The 13,470-nt window shown below is 73.9% G+C and carries 13 protein-coding genes; 7 read left to right on the forward strand and 6 right to left on the reverse strand.

Annotated elements, in window-relative coordinates; all coding sequences use genetic code 11:
- Nucleotides 1–8: 8 nt before the first annotated feature.
- The 3 genes from OO63_RS07085 to OO63_RS07095 form a co-directional block, all read right to left on the reverse strand.
- Nucleotides 9–623: a copper chaperone PCu(A)C gene (locus OO63_RS07085; RefSeq protein ID WP_234311080.1), complete on the reverse strand. Its 615-nt coding sequence runs from the start codon at nucleotides 621–623 to the stop codon at nucleotides 9–11.
- Entirely contained in the window at nucleotides 620–2,983 is a 2,364-nt protein-coding gene (locus tag OO63_RS07090; protein WP_078618996.1) for a heavy metal translocating P-type ATPase, read from the reverse strand. Before OO63_RS07090 ends, OO63_RS07085 begins: the two co-directional genes overlap by 4 nt.
- Before the next feature lie 89 nt (nucleotides 2,984–3,072).
- Entirely contained in the window at nucleotides 3,073–3,369 is a 297-nt protein-coding gene (locus tag OO63_RS07095) for a hypothetical protein (protein WP_234311079.1), read from the reverse strand.
- Nucleotides 3,370–3,565: 196 nt separating this feature from the next.
- Between OO63_RS07095 and OO63_RS07100 the strand changes: the two genes are divergently transcribed.
- The 4 genes from OO63_RS07100 to OO63_RS07115 all read left to right on the forward strand — a co-directional run bounded on the left by OO63_RS07100 (nucleotide 3,566) and on the right by OO63_RS07115 (nucleotide 6,450).
- Nucleotides 3,566–3,949 (forward strand): cell division protein SepF, encoded by a 384-nt coding sequence (locus tag OO63_RS07100; RefSeq protein WP_030357269.1) that lies wholly within the window; start codon nucleotides 3,566–3,568, stop codon nucleotides 3,947–3,949.
- A gap of 144 nt (nucleotides 3,950–4,093) precedes the next feature.
- Nucleotides 4,094–5,335 (forward strand): AAA family ATPase, encoded by a 1,242-nt coding sequence (locus OO63_RS07105; protein WP_051810629.1) that lies wholly within the window; start codon nucleotides 4,094–4,096, stop codon nucleotides 5,333–5,335.
- 12 nt (nucleotides 5,336–5,347) lie between these two features.
- Nucleotides 5,348–5,671 carry a nucleotide pyrophosphohydrolase gene (locus OO63_RS07110; protein ID WP_030357267.1) on the forward strand — a complete coding sequence of 108 codons (324 nt, stop codon included), beginning with the start codon at nucleotides 5,348–5,350 and terminating at the stop codon, nucleotides 5,669–5,671.
- Nucleotides 5,672–5,928: 257 nt separating this feature from the next.
- Entirely contained in the window at nucleotides 5,929–6,450 is a 522-nt protein-coding gene (locus OO63_RS07115; protein ID WP_030357266.1) for a DUF6099 family protein, read from the forward strand.
- A 448-nt stretch (nucleotides 6,451–6,898) separates the two neighbouring features.
- On the opposite strand, the gene OO63_RS07120 is transcribed toward OO63_RS07115, so the two are convergent.
- A complete protein-coding gene (locus OO63_RS07120; RefSeq protein ID WP_051810630.1) occupies nucleotides 6,899–7,162 on the reverse strand; it encodes a hypothetical protein in 264 nt (87 codons plus the stop codon).
- A 265-nt stretch (nucleotides 7,163–7,427) separates the two neighbouring features.
- Between OO63_RS07120 and OO63_RS07125 the strand changes: the two genes are divergently transcribed.
- On the forward strand, nucleotides 7,428–8,351 hold the full coding sequence (locus OO63_RS07125; protein WP_030357264.1) for an LLM class F420-dependent oxidoreductase: 924 nt from the start codon (nucleotides 7,428–7,430) through the stop codon (nucleotides 8,349–8,351).
- A 69-nt stretch (nucleotides 8,352–8,420) separates the two neighbouring features.
- Here OO63_RS07125 and OO63_RS07130 read toward each other — a convergent pair whose 3' ends face one another.
- Nucleotides 8,421–8,723: a hypothetical protein gene (locus OO63_RS07130; RefSeq protein WP_229909445.1), complete on the reverse strand. Its 303-nt coding sequence runs from the start codon at nucleotides 8,721–8,723 to the stop codon at nucleotides 8,421–8,423.
- Between the two features lie 161 nt (nucleotides 8,724–8,884).
- Between OO63_RS07130 and OO63_RS07135 the strand changes: the two genes are divergently transcribed.
- Nucleotides 8,885–9,559 carry a response regulator gene (locus OO63_RS07135; protein WP_030357262.1) on the forward strand — a complete coding sequence of 225 codons (675 nt, stop codon included), beginning with the start codon at nucleotides 8,885–8,887 and terminating at the stop codon, nucleotides 9,557–9,559.
- 95 nt (nucleotides 9,560–9,654) lie between these two features.
- On the opposite strand, the gene OO63_RS07140 is transcribed toward OO63_RS07135, so the two are convergent.
- Nucleotides 9,655–10,941 carry a sensor histidine kinase gene (locus OO63_RS07140; RefSeq protein WP_051810631.1) on the reverse strand — a complete coding sequence of 429 codons (1,287 nt, stop codon included), beginning with the start codon at nucleotides 10,939–10,941 and terminating at the stop codon, nucleotides 9,655–9,657.
- Between the two features lie 234 nt (nucleotides 10,942–11,175).
- On the opposite strand from OO63_RS07140, the gene OO63_RS07145 reads away from it, so the two are divergent.
- Nucleotides 11,176–13,440: an MMPL family transporter gene (locus OO63_RS07145; RefSeq protein WP_051810632.1), complete on the forward strand. Its 2,265-nt coding sequence runs from the start codon at nucleotides 11,176–11,178 to the stop codon at nucleotides 13,438–13,440.
- Nucleotides 13,441–13,470 lie beyond the last annotated feature (30 nt).

Below are 13,470 nucleotides of genomic sequence, written 5' to 3' on the forward strand. Positions count from 1 at the left end.
GCGGGGGCTCAACTGCCGGGCCTGACCACCACGGCCCGCACCGTCACCTCCCCGCCGTGCCGGAAGCGCAGCACGAAGGGCACCCGGTCGCCGAGCCGCAGCGACCCGGTGGGCCGCAGCATCACGTCCAGGCCCTCGGGCGTCATCCGCACGACGGACCGCGCGGGCACGGCCGCCGAGTCCACCATCCGCATCGACTCGACGTTCCCGGGCCGCTCCACGGTCCGGCTGAGCATGACGTCGGTGGCCGCGGGCGAGCGGACGGACAGCAACGTGTCGCCGGACTCACCGGTGTTGGTGATCCGGAAGAACGCCGCGGTCTCCGCCTTGCCGCCGTACGGCAGGAACACCCGCCCGTCGTCGACGGTCACGCGCGCGGGGCTACCCGCCGCCCCGACGGCGACCCACGCGGAGAGCCCGCACAGGGCGAGCGCGCAGGCGAGGACGGGGGCGAGGACCCCGGGGAGCGCGGAGCGCAGGCGCGCGTACGCCTCGCCGGTGCGGCCGGGGGCGTCGGCGGCCCGCTGCGGGGCACTCGACCTGGCACTCGGTCCGGCAGGCGTACCGGCAGGCGTACCGGCACTCCGACCGGCACTCAGTCCGGCACTCGTACGGGCCTTCACTGGAAGCTCCTCTTCCGAGCGGCCCGCCGAGGTCCGCCCCGCTCGCGCCCCGTCCGTTCCCGCCCCGTCCGTTCCCGCCCCGCCTGCTCCCGCCCCGCGGCCTCCCGCGCGGCACTCCGCGGCACCGGCTCCCACGTACGCAGCCGCAGGCTGTTCGCGACCACGAGCAGGGAGCTCGCCGACATCGCGAGGGCCGCCGTCATCGGGCCGAGGCGGCCGACGGCGGCGAGCGGTACGGCGAGGGCGTTGTAGCCGAACGCCCAGACCAGGTTGGCGCGGATGGTGGCGAGGGTGCGCCGGGCGAGCCGCACCGCGACGGCCGCGGCCCCGATGTCACCGGCGGCCAGCGTCACGTCGGCCGCGCCGATCGCGGCGTCGGTGCCGCAGCCCATGGCGATGCCGAGGTCGGCGCGGGCGAGCGCGGCCGCGTCGTTCACGCCGTCGCCGAGCACGGCGACGCGGCGGCCCTCGGCCCGCAGCCGCCCGACGAGGTCCGCCTTGTCCTCGGGCGTGCAGCGCGCGTGCACTTCGCGGATCCCCAGCTCGGCGGCCACGGCGTGCGCGGTCGCCGCCCGGTCCCCGGTGGCGAGGACCGGCTCCACGCCGAGCCGCCGCAGCCGGTCCACCGCGCGGTAACTCCCGGCCCGCAGCACGTCCCCCACGGCCACGACGGCCTCGACGACCCCGTCCACCCGCACCAGGACCACGGTCCGCGCGGCGGCCTCGGCGTCGGCGAGCGCACGGGCGAGGACGTCGGAGAGGGCGTGGCCCCCGCCGTCGGGCACCCCTTCCGGCCCCGCCTCCGCCCCCGGCGAGCACACCTCCACGAGCCGCCCCTCCACGACCCCGCGCACACCCCGCCCGGGCCGCGCCAGGAAATCCGCGACCTCAGGCAACTCCCCCTCACCGAGCTCCTGTCGGGCGTACGACGTGATCGCGCGCCCCAGCGGATGCTCCGAACCCCGCTCCACCGCCCCCGCGAGCCGCAGTGCCGCGTCCCGGCCCAGGCCGTCCGGCGCGGCGGTGACCTGGGTGACGGTCATGTGCCCTGTCGTCAGCGTGCCGGTCTTGTCGAGGACGACGGTGTCGACGTGGCGCAGCGTCTCCAGGGCGCGCGGTCCGCCGACGAGGACGCCGAGTTGGGCGCCGCGCCCGGTGGCGGCGAGCAGCGCGGTGGGCGTGGCGAGGCCCAGGGCGCAGGGACAGGCGACGACGAGGACGGCCACGGACGCGGTGACGGCGGCCTGCGGGTCGGCCCCGGCGCCGAGCCAGAACCCGAGGACGGTCACGGCGAGCGTGAGGACGACGGGGACGAAGACGGCCGCCGCGGCGTCCGCGACGCGCTGGGCGCGGGCCTTCCCGGCCTGGGCCTCCGTCACCATCCGGGTGATGCGGGCGAGTTGGGTGTCGGAGCCCACGGCGGTGGCCCGCACGACGAGCAGCCCGCTCTCGTTGACGGCGGCCCCGACGACGTCCTGCCCGGGCCCGACCTCGACCGGCTCGCTCTCACCGGTCACGAGGGACAGGTCGAGTGCGGAGTGCCCGGACACCACCACACCGTCGGTGGCCACCCGCTCCCCGGGCCGCACGACGAACTCCTGCCCCACCAGCAACTCCCCGGCGGGCACCCGTCGTTCACCGCCACCCGGGTCCCGTACCGCGACGTCCTTGACGGCGAGCGATGCCAGCGACCGCAGCGCCGCCCCGGTGCCGTGCCGCGCCCGCGCCTCCAGGAAGCGCCCCGCGAGCACCGAGAGCGGCACGCCGACGGCCGCCTCCAGATACACGTGCGCGCCCCCGCCCGCCGACGGAAGCACCTCGAACGGCATCCGCATCCCCGGCTCGCCCGCCCCGCCGAGGAACAGCGCGTACGCCGACCAGGAGAAGGACGCCGCGACGCCGAGCGACACCAGCGTGTCCATGGTCGCGGCGCAGTGCCGCAGGCCGCGTACCGCCCGCAGGTGGAAGGGCCACGCACCCCACACCGCGACCGGCGCCGTCAGCATGAAGCACAGCCACTGCCAGTTGCGGAACTGCCAGGCGGGCACCATCGAGAGGACGAGCACGGGCAGCGAGAGCAGCGCGGTGACCAGCAGCCGCTGCCGCTCGGCCCGCGCCTCGTCGGCGCCCGCCGCAGCGGGTTTCGCCGCCCCCGACGACGAGGGCGTGGGCGGTGCGGGCGGCGGGGGCGGCTCGGCGGTGTACCCGGCGCGTACGACGACGGCGACGAGCTCGTCCGTGCCGGTGCCGACGGGGTGGCGCACCCGGGCCCGGCCGGTGGCGAGGTTTACGGTCGCGCTGACGCCCGCCAGCCTGCCGAGCTTCTTCTCGACGCGGTTCACACAGGCGGCACAGGTCATCCCGCCGACGATCAGGTCGGTGGTGACGGTGGCCTCAGGAGTCCCGGGGGCCTCGGGTGCCTCGGGGGCGGCGGCCGTGGGTTCGGGGGTCACTGGCCGTGGCCTCCGTGCCCGCCGCCGTGGCCACCGCCCGAACCGCCGCCGGAGCCGCCGTCCTTGTCGTCGCCCGCACCGCCGTCCGGCGTCGAGGACCGCATCCCCGGTGCCACCGGCCCCACGGACGAGCCGACTTGATACGCGACGGCGAAGACGACGACGAGCAGGACGAGGAACCCCAGGAGCGCGGGTGGCGGCCGCCACACCCCGGACGCACCCGGCGTACGTGCGCTGCTTGACGTACGCGAACTCGGCGACGTACCCGAAAGGGACGAACGCTCGTCTGCCATCGACGCTCCCGTGGCTGATCCGGCGGCGCGGGCAGCGGACGCCCGGCACCGGACAGGTGGTCGCGCGCCGCCGCCGGTGGGTTCCCGGAAGGTGTGAGACGTGCCATGCGGACGTGTCGCAGTTGGGCCGAACGGGTGACTTGCGCAAGAATTGCCTGGTGCAGACGTTGAGGACGAGCCAGGACGGGGTTGCTCTGTGACCAGCCACGAAGCCACCGACGAACAGTGGGAAGGGCTCGCCCAGGTCGTACCGCTGCGCGGCCGCAACGAATGGCCGTCGTGGCCGGGACACCGGGCGCTGCCCGACGCCGAGACGGAAGCGCGCCGCCGTTTCATCGTGACGCGTGTGAACATCTTCGCGGACGCCCGTGAGGTCGCCGAGCACCTCATGGCGCAGACCCCCGTCCTGCTCGACCTGTCCGGCGCCGAGACCGAAGTCGCCAAGCGGGTCCTCGACTTCAGCAGCGGCGTGGTCTTCGGACTCGGCTGCGGGATGCACCGCGTGGAGAAGAACGTTTTCCTGCTGTCCCCGGCGGACACGGAGGTGCAGGGCCTGGTGGAGGCGGCGACCGGCATCTAGCCGGGCCCCGATGGCCGTCCGCCGCGATGGTGATCTAGCCCAACTCGCCCCCTCACGTGGGGCTTCGGCCGCCGATCCCCCGATCGTGCGAAGGTCGCTTGGGCAAAACGGTTCGGCTTGTCCACCGGCCCGTAGCTTCCGTTCATGACTGTGCACTCCCGCCGGGCGCTCGCGCAGGATCCGACGGCCCGGGCCAAGCCACGCGTCACCGAACTGCGTCTCTCCGCCTTCGCGGGCCACCGCGGCGCCGCGTTCCCGCTCGGCCCGCTCACGCTCTTCGCGGGCCCCAGCGGCAGCGGCAAGACGAGCGCGCTGCGGGCGTACGAGGCGCTCGCGCTGCTCGGCGCCGGAGTCGAGCTGATCGACGTGTTCCCCGAGCCCGCCCGCTGCGTGCCCGAACGCGCGCGGGCCGACGGCCAGGCCCGCCGCGGCTTCCGCATCGGCTGTACGGTCGACGGCCCCGCCGGGCCCGTCCGGCTCGACGTCGCCGTGCAGGCCGAACCGGAACTGCGCATCGCGGGCGAGCGCTTGACGCGCGACGGGCTGACCCTCCTGGAGACCGCGCAGCGCGACCCCGGCCGCCGCGCCGTCCAGGCCGCCTGGCACACCGCGGGCGCCGCGCCCGTGACCCGCGCGCCGCTGCCCGACGACCGGCTCGGCACGGCCCTGCTCCCGCTGCGCGTCGCGGGCAAGACCGACGGCCAGCGCCTGGTGCTCGCCGCCGCCGAACAGGTCGTCGTGGCACTGCGGTCGGTGTTCACCTGCGATCCGCGGCCCGGCCGCATGCGCGAGCCCGTGCCGCCCGGACTCGTCGGCGCGGGCCGGCTGCTCGGCGGCTGCGACAACCTCGCGGAGGTCCTGTGGCGCACCCGCTCCGAGTGCGGCAACCGGCACGCCCAGCTCGTGGCGGCGCTGCGCTCCGGCTGCGCGGGACCGGTCGCCGACGTCCTCGCCGAGGAGACCCGCGACGGCGAGCTGCGGGCCCTGCTCGACCGCGGCGACGGCGTGCGCACCTGCGTCGGGCGGCTAGGCGACGGCGAACTGCGCTATCTCGCCCTCGCCCTGGTGCTGCTCACCGGACCGCGCGTCCTGGAGGTCGACCCGGTGGCGGAGGTCCCCGAGGCCTACCAGAGCCTCACCGTCCTCGCCGACGGCTTCGACCGCTGCCTGGACCAGCGCCAGAAGCGGGCCCTCGCGGACCTCGCGGCCCGGATGTGCGCCCGCGGCCATCTGCGCCTCATCGGCGCCGTGGCCGACGCGACATGGGCCGCGACGGCGGACGGGGTGACGGTGGTGGACCTGGGGCGGGCCGGGGACGGGGGTGCCGAGAGCGCGCCGGTCGCCCGCCGCGCGCGGGTGCCGAGATCGCGGGCGCCCGGGATGTAGTTGACTTGAGCCGTGACAGACCAAGACGTAGCGGGACTGCAGCGCAGGCTGGCCGAGTTCGCGGCCGCGCGGCACTGGGAGCCCTACCACACGCCCAAGAACCTGGCCGCCGCACTCAGCGTGGAGGCCTCCGAACTCGTGGAGATCTTCCAGTGGCTGACGCCGGAGGAGTCGGCGCGGGTGATGGCCGACCCGGACTCGGCGCACCGCGTCACGGACGAGGTCGCCGACGTCCTCGCCTATCTCCTCCAGTTCTGCGAAGTGCTCGGCATCGACCCGCTCCAGGCGCTCGCGGCGAAGATCGAGCGGAACGAGCACCGCTTCCCGGCGCCGTAGCGCCCGCGTGCGCCGGGGAGCTGGGCCCATCCGCCCCGTGATCCCCGGCCGTCACCGCCCGTTGGACATGCCGAAAGCCCCCCAAAGACACCTCATCGTCACTCTCCGGAGTGGATGCATTGTCCACAGTCGATTTTTTGTCCACAGATTTCAGGCTTCCTCTGGCTTTTCGTCCTGAAGACGCTCACTGTGGGTAGTGGATAGGGGAGTTCGGATGTACGTGCTGTGAGTGGGCGCGCGATGAATGGGGACGGCGCATGGATGCGATGCGGCTCATCGAGGCGAGCAGGTGCGCCCTGGCGCGGAGTCAGGAGTCCGCAGCCATCGTGGCGGAGGTGTGGCAGTCCCAGGCCCTGGCACAGGCGATCGGCAGCCGCCTCGCGGTCGCGGGTCCGCCGGAGTTACGCGGCGAGGCGCTGGGCCTGAGCGAGCTCAGCGGCAGAGGCTGCGCCGTCCTCGACCCCCGCCAGTCCGGGACCCAGGAGATACGCGCGGCGGGCCTGACAGAGATAGGAGACGCCCACGACACCCTCCTCGGCCTCGGCGCCCTCCTCGGCGAAGTCGGCATCGCCCTGGTCACGGTGGCCATGGGCGCCGAGGACGAGGGGGTGTACTGGCAGTGCATGGAAGCCATCGACGCAGCCGACGAGTCCCGCGACCGCGTCCTCGAAATGCTCCGCAGACTCGCGGCCCGCGAACGCAATGCGGTGTCTGGCGGGGGCGCCTTGGACCGGGGGAGGTGCGACCGGGTATCGGAGGGCAAGTCGCCCTCGTGCTGAGGGCGGGGCGCGTGAGGTGTGGCCGGGAGGCGGCTTGGTCTGGGGCGAGGCGAGGCGTGGCGTGGCCCGGGTCGGCAAGTTGGGTTGGGGTGAGGTGTGATCTGGGTCGGCAAGTTGGTCTGAGGCGAGGCGAGGCGTGGCGTGGCCCGGGTCGGCAAGTTGGGTTGGGGCGAGGTGTGATCCGGGTCGGCAAGTTGGTCTGGGGCGCGGCACGGCCCAGGTCGGCAGATAAGAGCCCGTCCGGCGATTGAGGACGAGCGCGCAGCGCGATCGGCGGTGCGACGGGGCAGGCGGTGCCATGGGGCGGGCGGCGCCAGGGGGTAGACGGTGCCACGGGGTGGACGGTGCATCGGGCGGGTGGGCGGCTCTGGGCGCCGCCCCGGCCGCCGATGCACCCGGCCGCCGGGGGGTGCGGCGGCCGGGACGTCGGGTGCAACGACGGCCCCCGTCAGACCCGACCCCGCTCCTCCCCGGCAGGGCCCCGTTCCTCCCCGGCAGGGCCCCGCGTGGACTGCTGGAGGTCGGCGTCCAGTTGGGTCAGATCCGCGTTGAGCGCGGCCATGAGCTCCTCCATCTGCTGCAGCAGGCCCTTGGGCGCACCCTGCTGACCGGCCGGTGCCTGCGCGCGAGCCTGCTCCGGCACCACCTCGTCGCGGGGCTGCTCCGGCGCGAGCGGGTCGTGCGCCTGCTCGGGCACGGCTTCCTGGGACATGACGGCCTCCTCGGCCCGCGCCCCGCCGGTGCCGGGGGCGCGCCCCGGACGGGCAAGGCAGTTGGTGCGGGGGACGCGTCGGCAGCGACCGCCGGCGCGGGTGCCGGGCGGTCCGGCTCCGCCGAGCCAACGATCACCCGTGTGGCACGGTCACTGCGGCGGACCCGCCCCGGTCGCGGGGTTGACGGATTTCACCCGACCGGGGCGGCGGTGGACCGGTGGGACAGGGGAGGTTGACGGGCGTTCGACCGTGCAGGATGGAGGTATGGATCTTCGCATCTTCACCGAGCCCCAGCAGGGGGCCACCTACGACACGCTGCTCGCCGTCGCCAAGGCGACCGAGGACCTGGGCTTCGACGCGTTCTTCCGCTCGGACCACTATCTGCGGATGGGTTCCGTCGACGGCCTGCCCGGCCCCACGGACGCGTGGATCACGCTGGCCGGGCTCGCCCGGGAGACCAGGCGCATCCGGCTCGGCACGCTGATGACGGCGGGCACGTTCCGGCTGCCGGGCGTGCTCGCCATCCAGGTGGCTCAGGTCGACCAGATGTCGGGCGGCCGGGTCGAGCTGGGTCTGGGTGCGGGCTGGTTCGAGGAGGAGCACAAGGCGTACGGAATTCCGTTCCCGAAGGAGAAGTTCGCGCGGCTCGAGGAGCAGCTCGCGATCGTCACCGGCCTGTGGGGGACGCCGCCGGGCGACACGTTCTCGTACGAGGGAACGCACTACCAGCTGACCGACTCGCCCGCGCTGCCCAAGCCCGCGCAGTCCAAGGTGCCGGTCCTGATCGGCGGTCACGGCGCGAAGCGCACGCCGCGCCTCGCCGCGCGGTACGCGGACGAGTTCAACATTCCGTTCGCCTCGGTGGAGGACAGCGAGCGGCAGTTCGGCCGGGTGCGGGCCGCCGCCGATGAGGCCGGGCGCAAGGCCGGCGACCTGGTGTACTCCAACGCCCTGGTGGCGTGCGTGGGCAAGGACGACGCCGAGGTGGCCCGGCGCGCTGCCGTCATCGGGCGTGAGGTGGCGGAGCTGAAGGCCAACGGGCTCGCGGGTTCGCCCGCCGAGGTCGTCGACAAGATCGGCCGGTACGCGGAGATCGGCGCGAGCCGCGTCTACCTCCAGTGCCTCGACCTGTCCGACCTGGATCACCTGGAGCTGATCTCGGCACAGGTGCAGTCGCAACTGTCGTAACGTGCGACGGGGCCCGCCGATGACTCGACGGGCCCCGCGTCAGCCGGTGTCGGCTACCGCCCGGTGCTGCTAGCCACGGCCCTGGGTGGTGTGCGCGACGATGAAGTACTTGCCGCAGTCACCGCCGAACCGCCACTGGCCGCGGCCCACCCACTTGCCGTAGATGGTCTTGCCGTTGCTGCAGTCGGTGACGGCGCGGGCCTGGCCGCTCTTCACCTTGCAGGAGGCGGACCAGGTGTTGACCTTCATCTTCCAGTTGCCGCAGCTGTAGCTGCCGGCGGCGGAGGCGGGCGCGGCGGTGGCGAGGCCGCCGACGAGGAAAGCGGCCGCGATGGACGTGGTCACGGCGCGGCGCGACACAGTGAGCTTCAAGGAAGTCTCCCCCAGAGGTGCCCTGTCGGGCGAACAGTACGTCTGCGAACACGACGAGGCGTGCTCATGATCAATTCTAAGGCCGGGGCCCGGGCCCGCCGAGGCCGGGGTGGGGCTGCCGCCGGGGTCGACGGCGCGGATCGCTGTGGTAGGAACGGACGGTGGCCGAGACACGGATCGATGTGGTGATCGCCGACGATCAGGAGCTGGTGCGGACCGGGTTCAGCCTGATCCTGGGGGCGCAGCCGGGCATCACCGTGGTCGGTGCGGCGGCCGACGGCGTGGAGTGCATCGACATGGCGCGCAGGCTGCGCCCGGACGTGGTGCTCGCCGACATCCGCATGCCGCGCCTCGACGGCCTCGAAGTGGTGCGGCAGTTGGCGGGGCCCGGCGTGGCGGAGCCGCTGAACGTCGTGCTGATCACCACGTTCGACCAGGACGACTACGTGCGGACCGGGCTGCGGAACGGGGCGTGCGGGTTCCTGCTGAAGGACGCGTCGCCGGGGCTGCTCGTGGAGGCGGTGCAGGCCGCTTCCCGCGGGGACGCCCTGGTGTCACCGGCGGTGACGGTGCGTCTGCTGCGGCGGCTCGAGGAGTCGGAGCGTGGCCCGGTGTCCGGGAACGCGGGCGCCGCCGGGCTCAGTGAGCGGGAGCTGGACATCGTGCGTCTGGTCGCGGTGGGGCGCACGAACCAGGAGATCTGCGACGAGCTGTTCCTGTCCCTGTCGACGGTGAAGACGTATCTGGCGCGGATCCAGGCGAAGCTCGCGGCCCGCAACCGGGTGGAGGTCGCGGCGTGGGCCTGGGAGCACGGAGTGGCACACCCGGCGCGCTGACTCCGGGTACCTCGGTGCCCCCGTCCCTTCAGTGCCCCCGGCCCCCGGTGCCCCGTCCCCTCAGCGCCCCCGGCCCCCGGTGGCTCCCGTCCCTCTCAACGCCCCGGCCCCTGGCCCTGGAGGGCGTCGGCGGCGGACGTAGCCAGGGGGAAGGCGGCCTCGACCTGCCAGCCGCCGTGGGGGAGCGCGCCGGTGCGCAGCGTCCCGTCCAGGGCCTCGACGCGTTCGCGCAGACCGAGCAGGCCGAAGCCGCCGCGTCCGCCCGCCGGGGTGGTGGCCCGGTGCGGGGCCGTGGTGTTGGTGACGGTCACCCGTAGCCAGGCGGGGTCCGCGTCCAGGCGGACCGTGGCGCGGGCGCCGGGGGCGTGCCTGCGGACGTTGGTGAGGGCTTCCTGGACCAGGCGCTGCACGGAGATCTCGACCTCGGGGCTGAGGCGGGCCGTGCGGGCGGCCGCCGTGACGTCCAGCCGGGCGGACGTGTCGGCGTCGAGAGTGTCGGGGGCGTCGGGGGCGTTGGGGGTGTCGGGGGAGTCGGAGGCGTCTGCGGTGGTGTGGGCGCAGTGCGCGGAGACGAGGTCGGCCAGTTCGGTGAGGAGGTCGCCGGGGCGCAGCGCCGCGTGGTTGTCCTCCCGCAGGACGCCCACCAGGCGGCGCATCGACTCCAGCGTCTCCGTGCCGGACCGGGCGATGTTGCGCAGCAGCGGATCCACCTGGTCGGGCGCGGTGCCCTGGATGGTCACGGCGGCGTTGGCCTGGACGATGATGCCCGTCATGTGATGGGCGATCAGGTCGTGCAGGTCCCGGGCGAGGGCGAGGCGCTCCGCCTGGCGCACATCGTGCACGGCCCGTTGCCTGCGGAGCTCCATGGCGCGCAGGGCGCAGCCGGTGGCGACGCAGATGGCGAGGGCCACGGTCAGGATGTAGCCGCCCGCGACGAAGGCCGACCAGGAGCCGCTGCGCACCGGCAGCATCAGGACGGCGACGCACAGGGCGAGGGTGGCCGCGGTCGCGCGCGCCGGACGCCAGGCGTGGGCCGTGGTGCGGATGGTGAGGGAGAGCAGCCCGAAGGTCTCAAGGGCTCCCCACCACTGCAGCTCGGCGGAGTCGACCAGGGTCCACACGGTCAGGGCGAGGGAGATCGTCACGGCGCCGACGACGCGGCGGCCCAGGCCGAACGAGCGCGGCAGGCCGAGGACGGCGAGGCCGATCAGCGGACCGGTGACGACCACGGGCAGCCAGGCCGTCGGCTCCTGGATCGGATCGCGGTCGGCGATGCGCGCGGCGGCGAAGTCCCCGACCAGGATCAGCGTGCACGCGGTCAGGCTGCTGATCCTGAGGAGCCTGCCGTCGGCGGCCGGGTTGAGGGGGAGTTTCCAGTCCACGCCGATCAGCGTAGGAGCACAAGCGGAGGCGCGTGTCGGCCGAATGACCGACAGGCCGGTGCGCGAAGGGTACGCACGGCCGACGGAACGGACCCCCGCCCGGCGGAACCCTGGTGACCACGGCGGCCGGCGACCTTCCCCCGGGGCCCGGCCGCCGCCCGCACGTCCCGGACCGGGGGCAACGCACGGCCCGCCCGTCCGTATCCGACAGACAGAGAGTGATCGCACCCCCTCATGGCCACCTTCCTGCACCGCATCGGCCGGACCGCCTTCAGGCGACGCTGGCTGGTCGTCCTTCTCTGGGCGCTAGTCCTCGGTGCCGTGGGCGTCGCCGCCGCCAACGGCTCGGGTCCGCAGACGACCAACGTCACCCTCCCCGGCACGGAGGCACAGCGCGCCAACGACCTCCTGGAGAAGCAGTTCCCGGCCGCCAACGCCGACGGCGCCAACGCCCGCGTGGTCCTGCGGGCCCCCGGCGGGGAGAAGATCGACAGCGCCGACAACAGAGCGGCGCTCAAGGCGACGCTGGCCGACGTGCAGAAGTCCTCCGCGCACATCGCCAAGGTCAGCGACCCGTTCGCGGCGAAGGCGGTCAGCGCGAACGGCTCCACCGCCTACTCCCAGGTCACGTACAGCGTGCCGGACACGGAGCTGACGGACCGGGACCACAGCGGTCTCGACAAGGCGTTGGAGGACGGCCGGGACCGGGGGCTGGTGGTGGAGGCGTCAGGGAACGCCCTGCAGCCCCCCGAGGAGAGCCACACGGCGGAGGTGATCGGCTTCGCTCTGGCCGCTGTCATCCTCCTCATCACCTTCGGCTCCCTGGTCGCCGCGGGCCTGCCATTGGTGACCGCCCTGGTCGGCGTGGCCGTGAGCATGGCCGCCATCACGGCGCTCAGCGGTCCCTTCGAGCTGAACAGCAACGCCTCGGTCCTGGCCACCATGCTGGGCATCGCCGTCGGCATCGACTACGCCCTGTTCATCGTGTCCCGCTACCGCTCCGAGCGCGCCGCCGGGTACGACGCCGAGGAAGCCGCCGCCCGCGCCAACGGCACCGCCGGATCGGCCGTCGTCTTCGCCGGACTCACCGTCGTGATCGCCCTCGCGGGTCTGGCCGTCGTGAACCTGTCCATCCTGACCGCGATGGGCCTGGCCGCCGCGGGTGCGGTCGCCGTCGCCGTGCTCGTCGCCGTCACGCTGATGCCCGCGCTGCTGGGCTTCGCCGGGGAGCGGGTGGTCGGCAGGGGCCGCGGGCGGTTCGTCCGCCGGTTCCTCCCCGGCCGCGCGGGGTCCGCCACGGGCCCCGCCCGTGCGGGCTCCCCCAAGACCGGCCTCGCGCACCGCTGGATCGCGTACGTCCTCCGCAAGCCCGCGAAGGTCCTGGTCCTGGCCGTCCTCGCGCTCGGCGTGATCGCCCTGCCCGCCACGCGGCTCGAACTCGGTCTTCCGGACGACGGCTCCAAGTCCGCCTCCTCCACCCAGCGCAAGGCGTACGACATGCTGTCGCAGTCGTTCGGCCCCGGCTTCAACGGGCCGCTCACGGTGACCGTCGACAACGAGGATCCGGCCGTCGCCCGTACCGGAGCGGCGGAGATGGGCAAGTCCCTGAAGGGGCTGCGCGATGTGGCCGCCGTGAACCCGGCCCTGTTCAACAAGGCGGGCGACACCGCCGTCATCACGGTCGTGCCCAAGAGCGCGCCGGGCAGCGACGCCACGAAGGAACTCGTCGGCGACATCCGCTCCCTGGCCGACCGCATGGGGGCCGACTCCGGCGCCCGCGCCCTGGTGACCGGCACGACGGCGCTCAACATCGACGTCTCCGACAAGTTCAGCAAGGCGATCGTGCCCTACCTGGCGCTCGTCGTCGGGCTCGCGGTCCTCGTGCTGATCCTGGTGTTCCGTTCGGTCCTGGTGCCCCTGAAGGCCGCCCTCGGTTTCCTGCTGTCCGTCCTCGCCTCGCTCGGCGCGATCGTCGCGGTGTTCCAGTGGGGCTGGCTGAAGGACCTGATCGGCCTGGAGCAGACCGGCCCCCTCATGAGCCTGATGCCCATCCTCATGGTCGGCATCGTCTTCGGCCTGGCCATGGACTACCAGGTGTTCCTGGTGACCCGGATGCGGGAGGCGTACGTCCACGGCGCCGACGCGCGGACGGCGGTGGCGGACGGGTTCCGGCACAGCGCGACCGTCGTCACCGTCGCGGCCCTCATCATGATCACGGTCTTCGCCGGGTTCGTCGGTTCCGACGACGCCATGATCAAGGCCCTCGGCTTCGGTCTCGCGGTCGCCGTCGCCTTCGACGCGTTCGTCGTCCGCATGACGATCGTGCCCGCCGCCCTCGCGCTCCTCGGCAACCGCGCCTGGTCCCTGCCCGGGTGGCTCGACCGGATCCTGCCCCATGTCGACATCGAGGGGGAGAAGCTGGCGCGCGCCGAGCCGGTGCCGCCGCTGCCGGAGCGGCCGGGACGTCGGCCCGCGCACGACTACAGCGGACGGAGCTGAGCGGGGAGGGGTGGTGCCTGGCGCGGCACC

It is taken from the genome of Streptomyces alboflavus, from assembly GCF_000716675.1.
GTDB lineage: Bacteria > Actinomycetota > Actinomycetes > Streptomycetales > Streptomycetaceae > Streptomyces > Streptomyces alboflavus.

Bases quoted from the DNA above. Each gene is read 5' to 3' on its own strand.
- OO63_RS07145 (WP_051810632.1), top strand. From the start codon at position 11,176: ATGGCCACCTTCCTGCACCGCATCGGCCGGACCGCCTTCAGGCGACGC.
- OO63_RS07090 (WP_078618996.1), bottom strand. From the start codon at position 2,983: ATGACCTGTGCCGCCTGTGTGAACCGCGTCGAGAAGAAGCTCGGCAGG.
- OO63_RS07105 (WP_051810629.1), top strand. From the start codon at position 4,094: ATGACTGTGCACTCCCGCCGGGCGCTCGCGCAGGATCCGACGGCCCGG.
- OO63_RS07095 (WP_234311079.1), bottom strand. From the start codon at position 3,369: ATGGCAGACGAGCGTTCGTCCCTTTCGGGTACGTCGCCGAGTTCGCGT.
- OO63_RS07120 (WP_051810630.1), bottom strand. From the start codon at position 7,162: ATGTCCCAGGAAGCCGTGCCCGAGCAGGCGCACGACCCGCTCGCGCCG.
- OO63_RS07125 (WP_030357264.1), top strand. From the start codon at position 7,428: ATGGATCTTCGCATCTTCACCGAGCCCCAGCAGGGGGCCACCTACGAC.
- OO63_RS07115 (WP_030357266.1), top strand. From the start codon at position 5,929: ATGGATGCGATGCGGCTCATCGAGGCGAGCAGGTGCGCCCTGGCGCGG.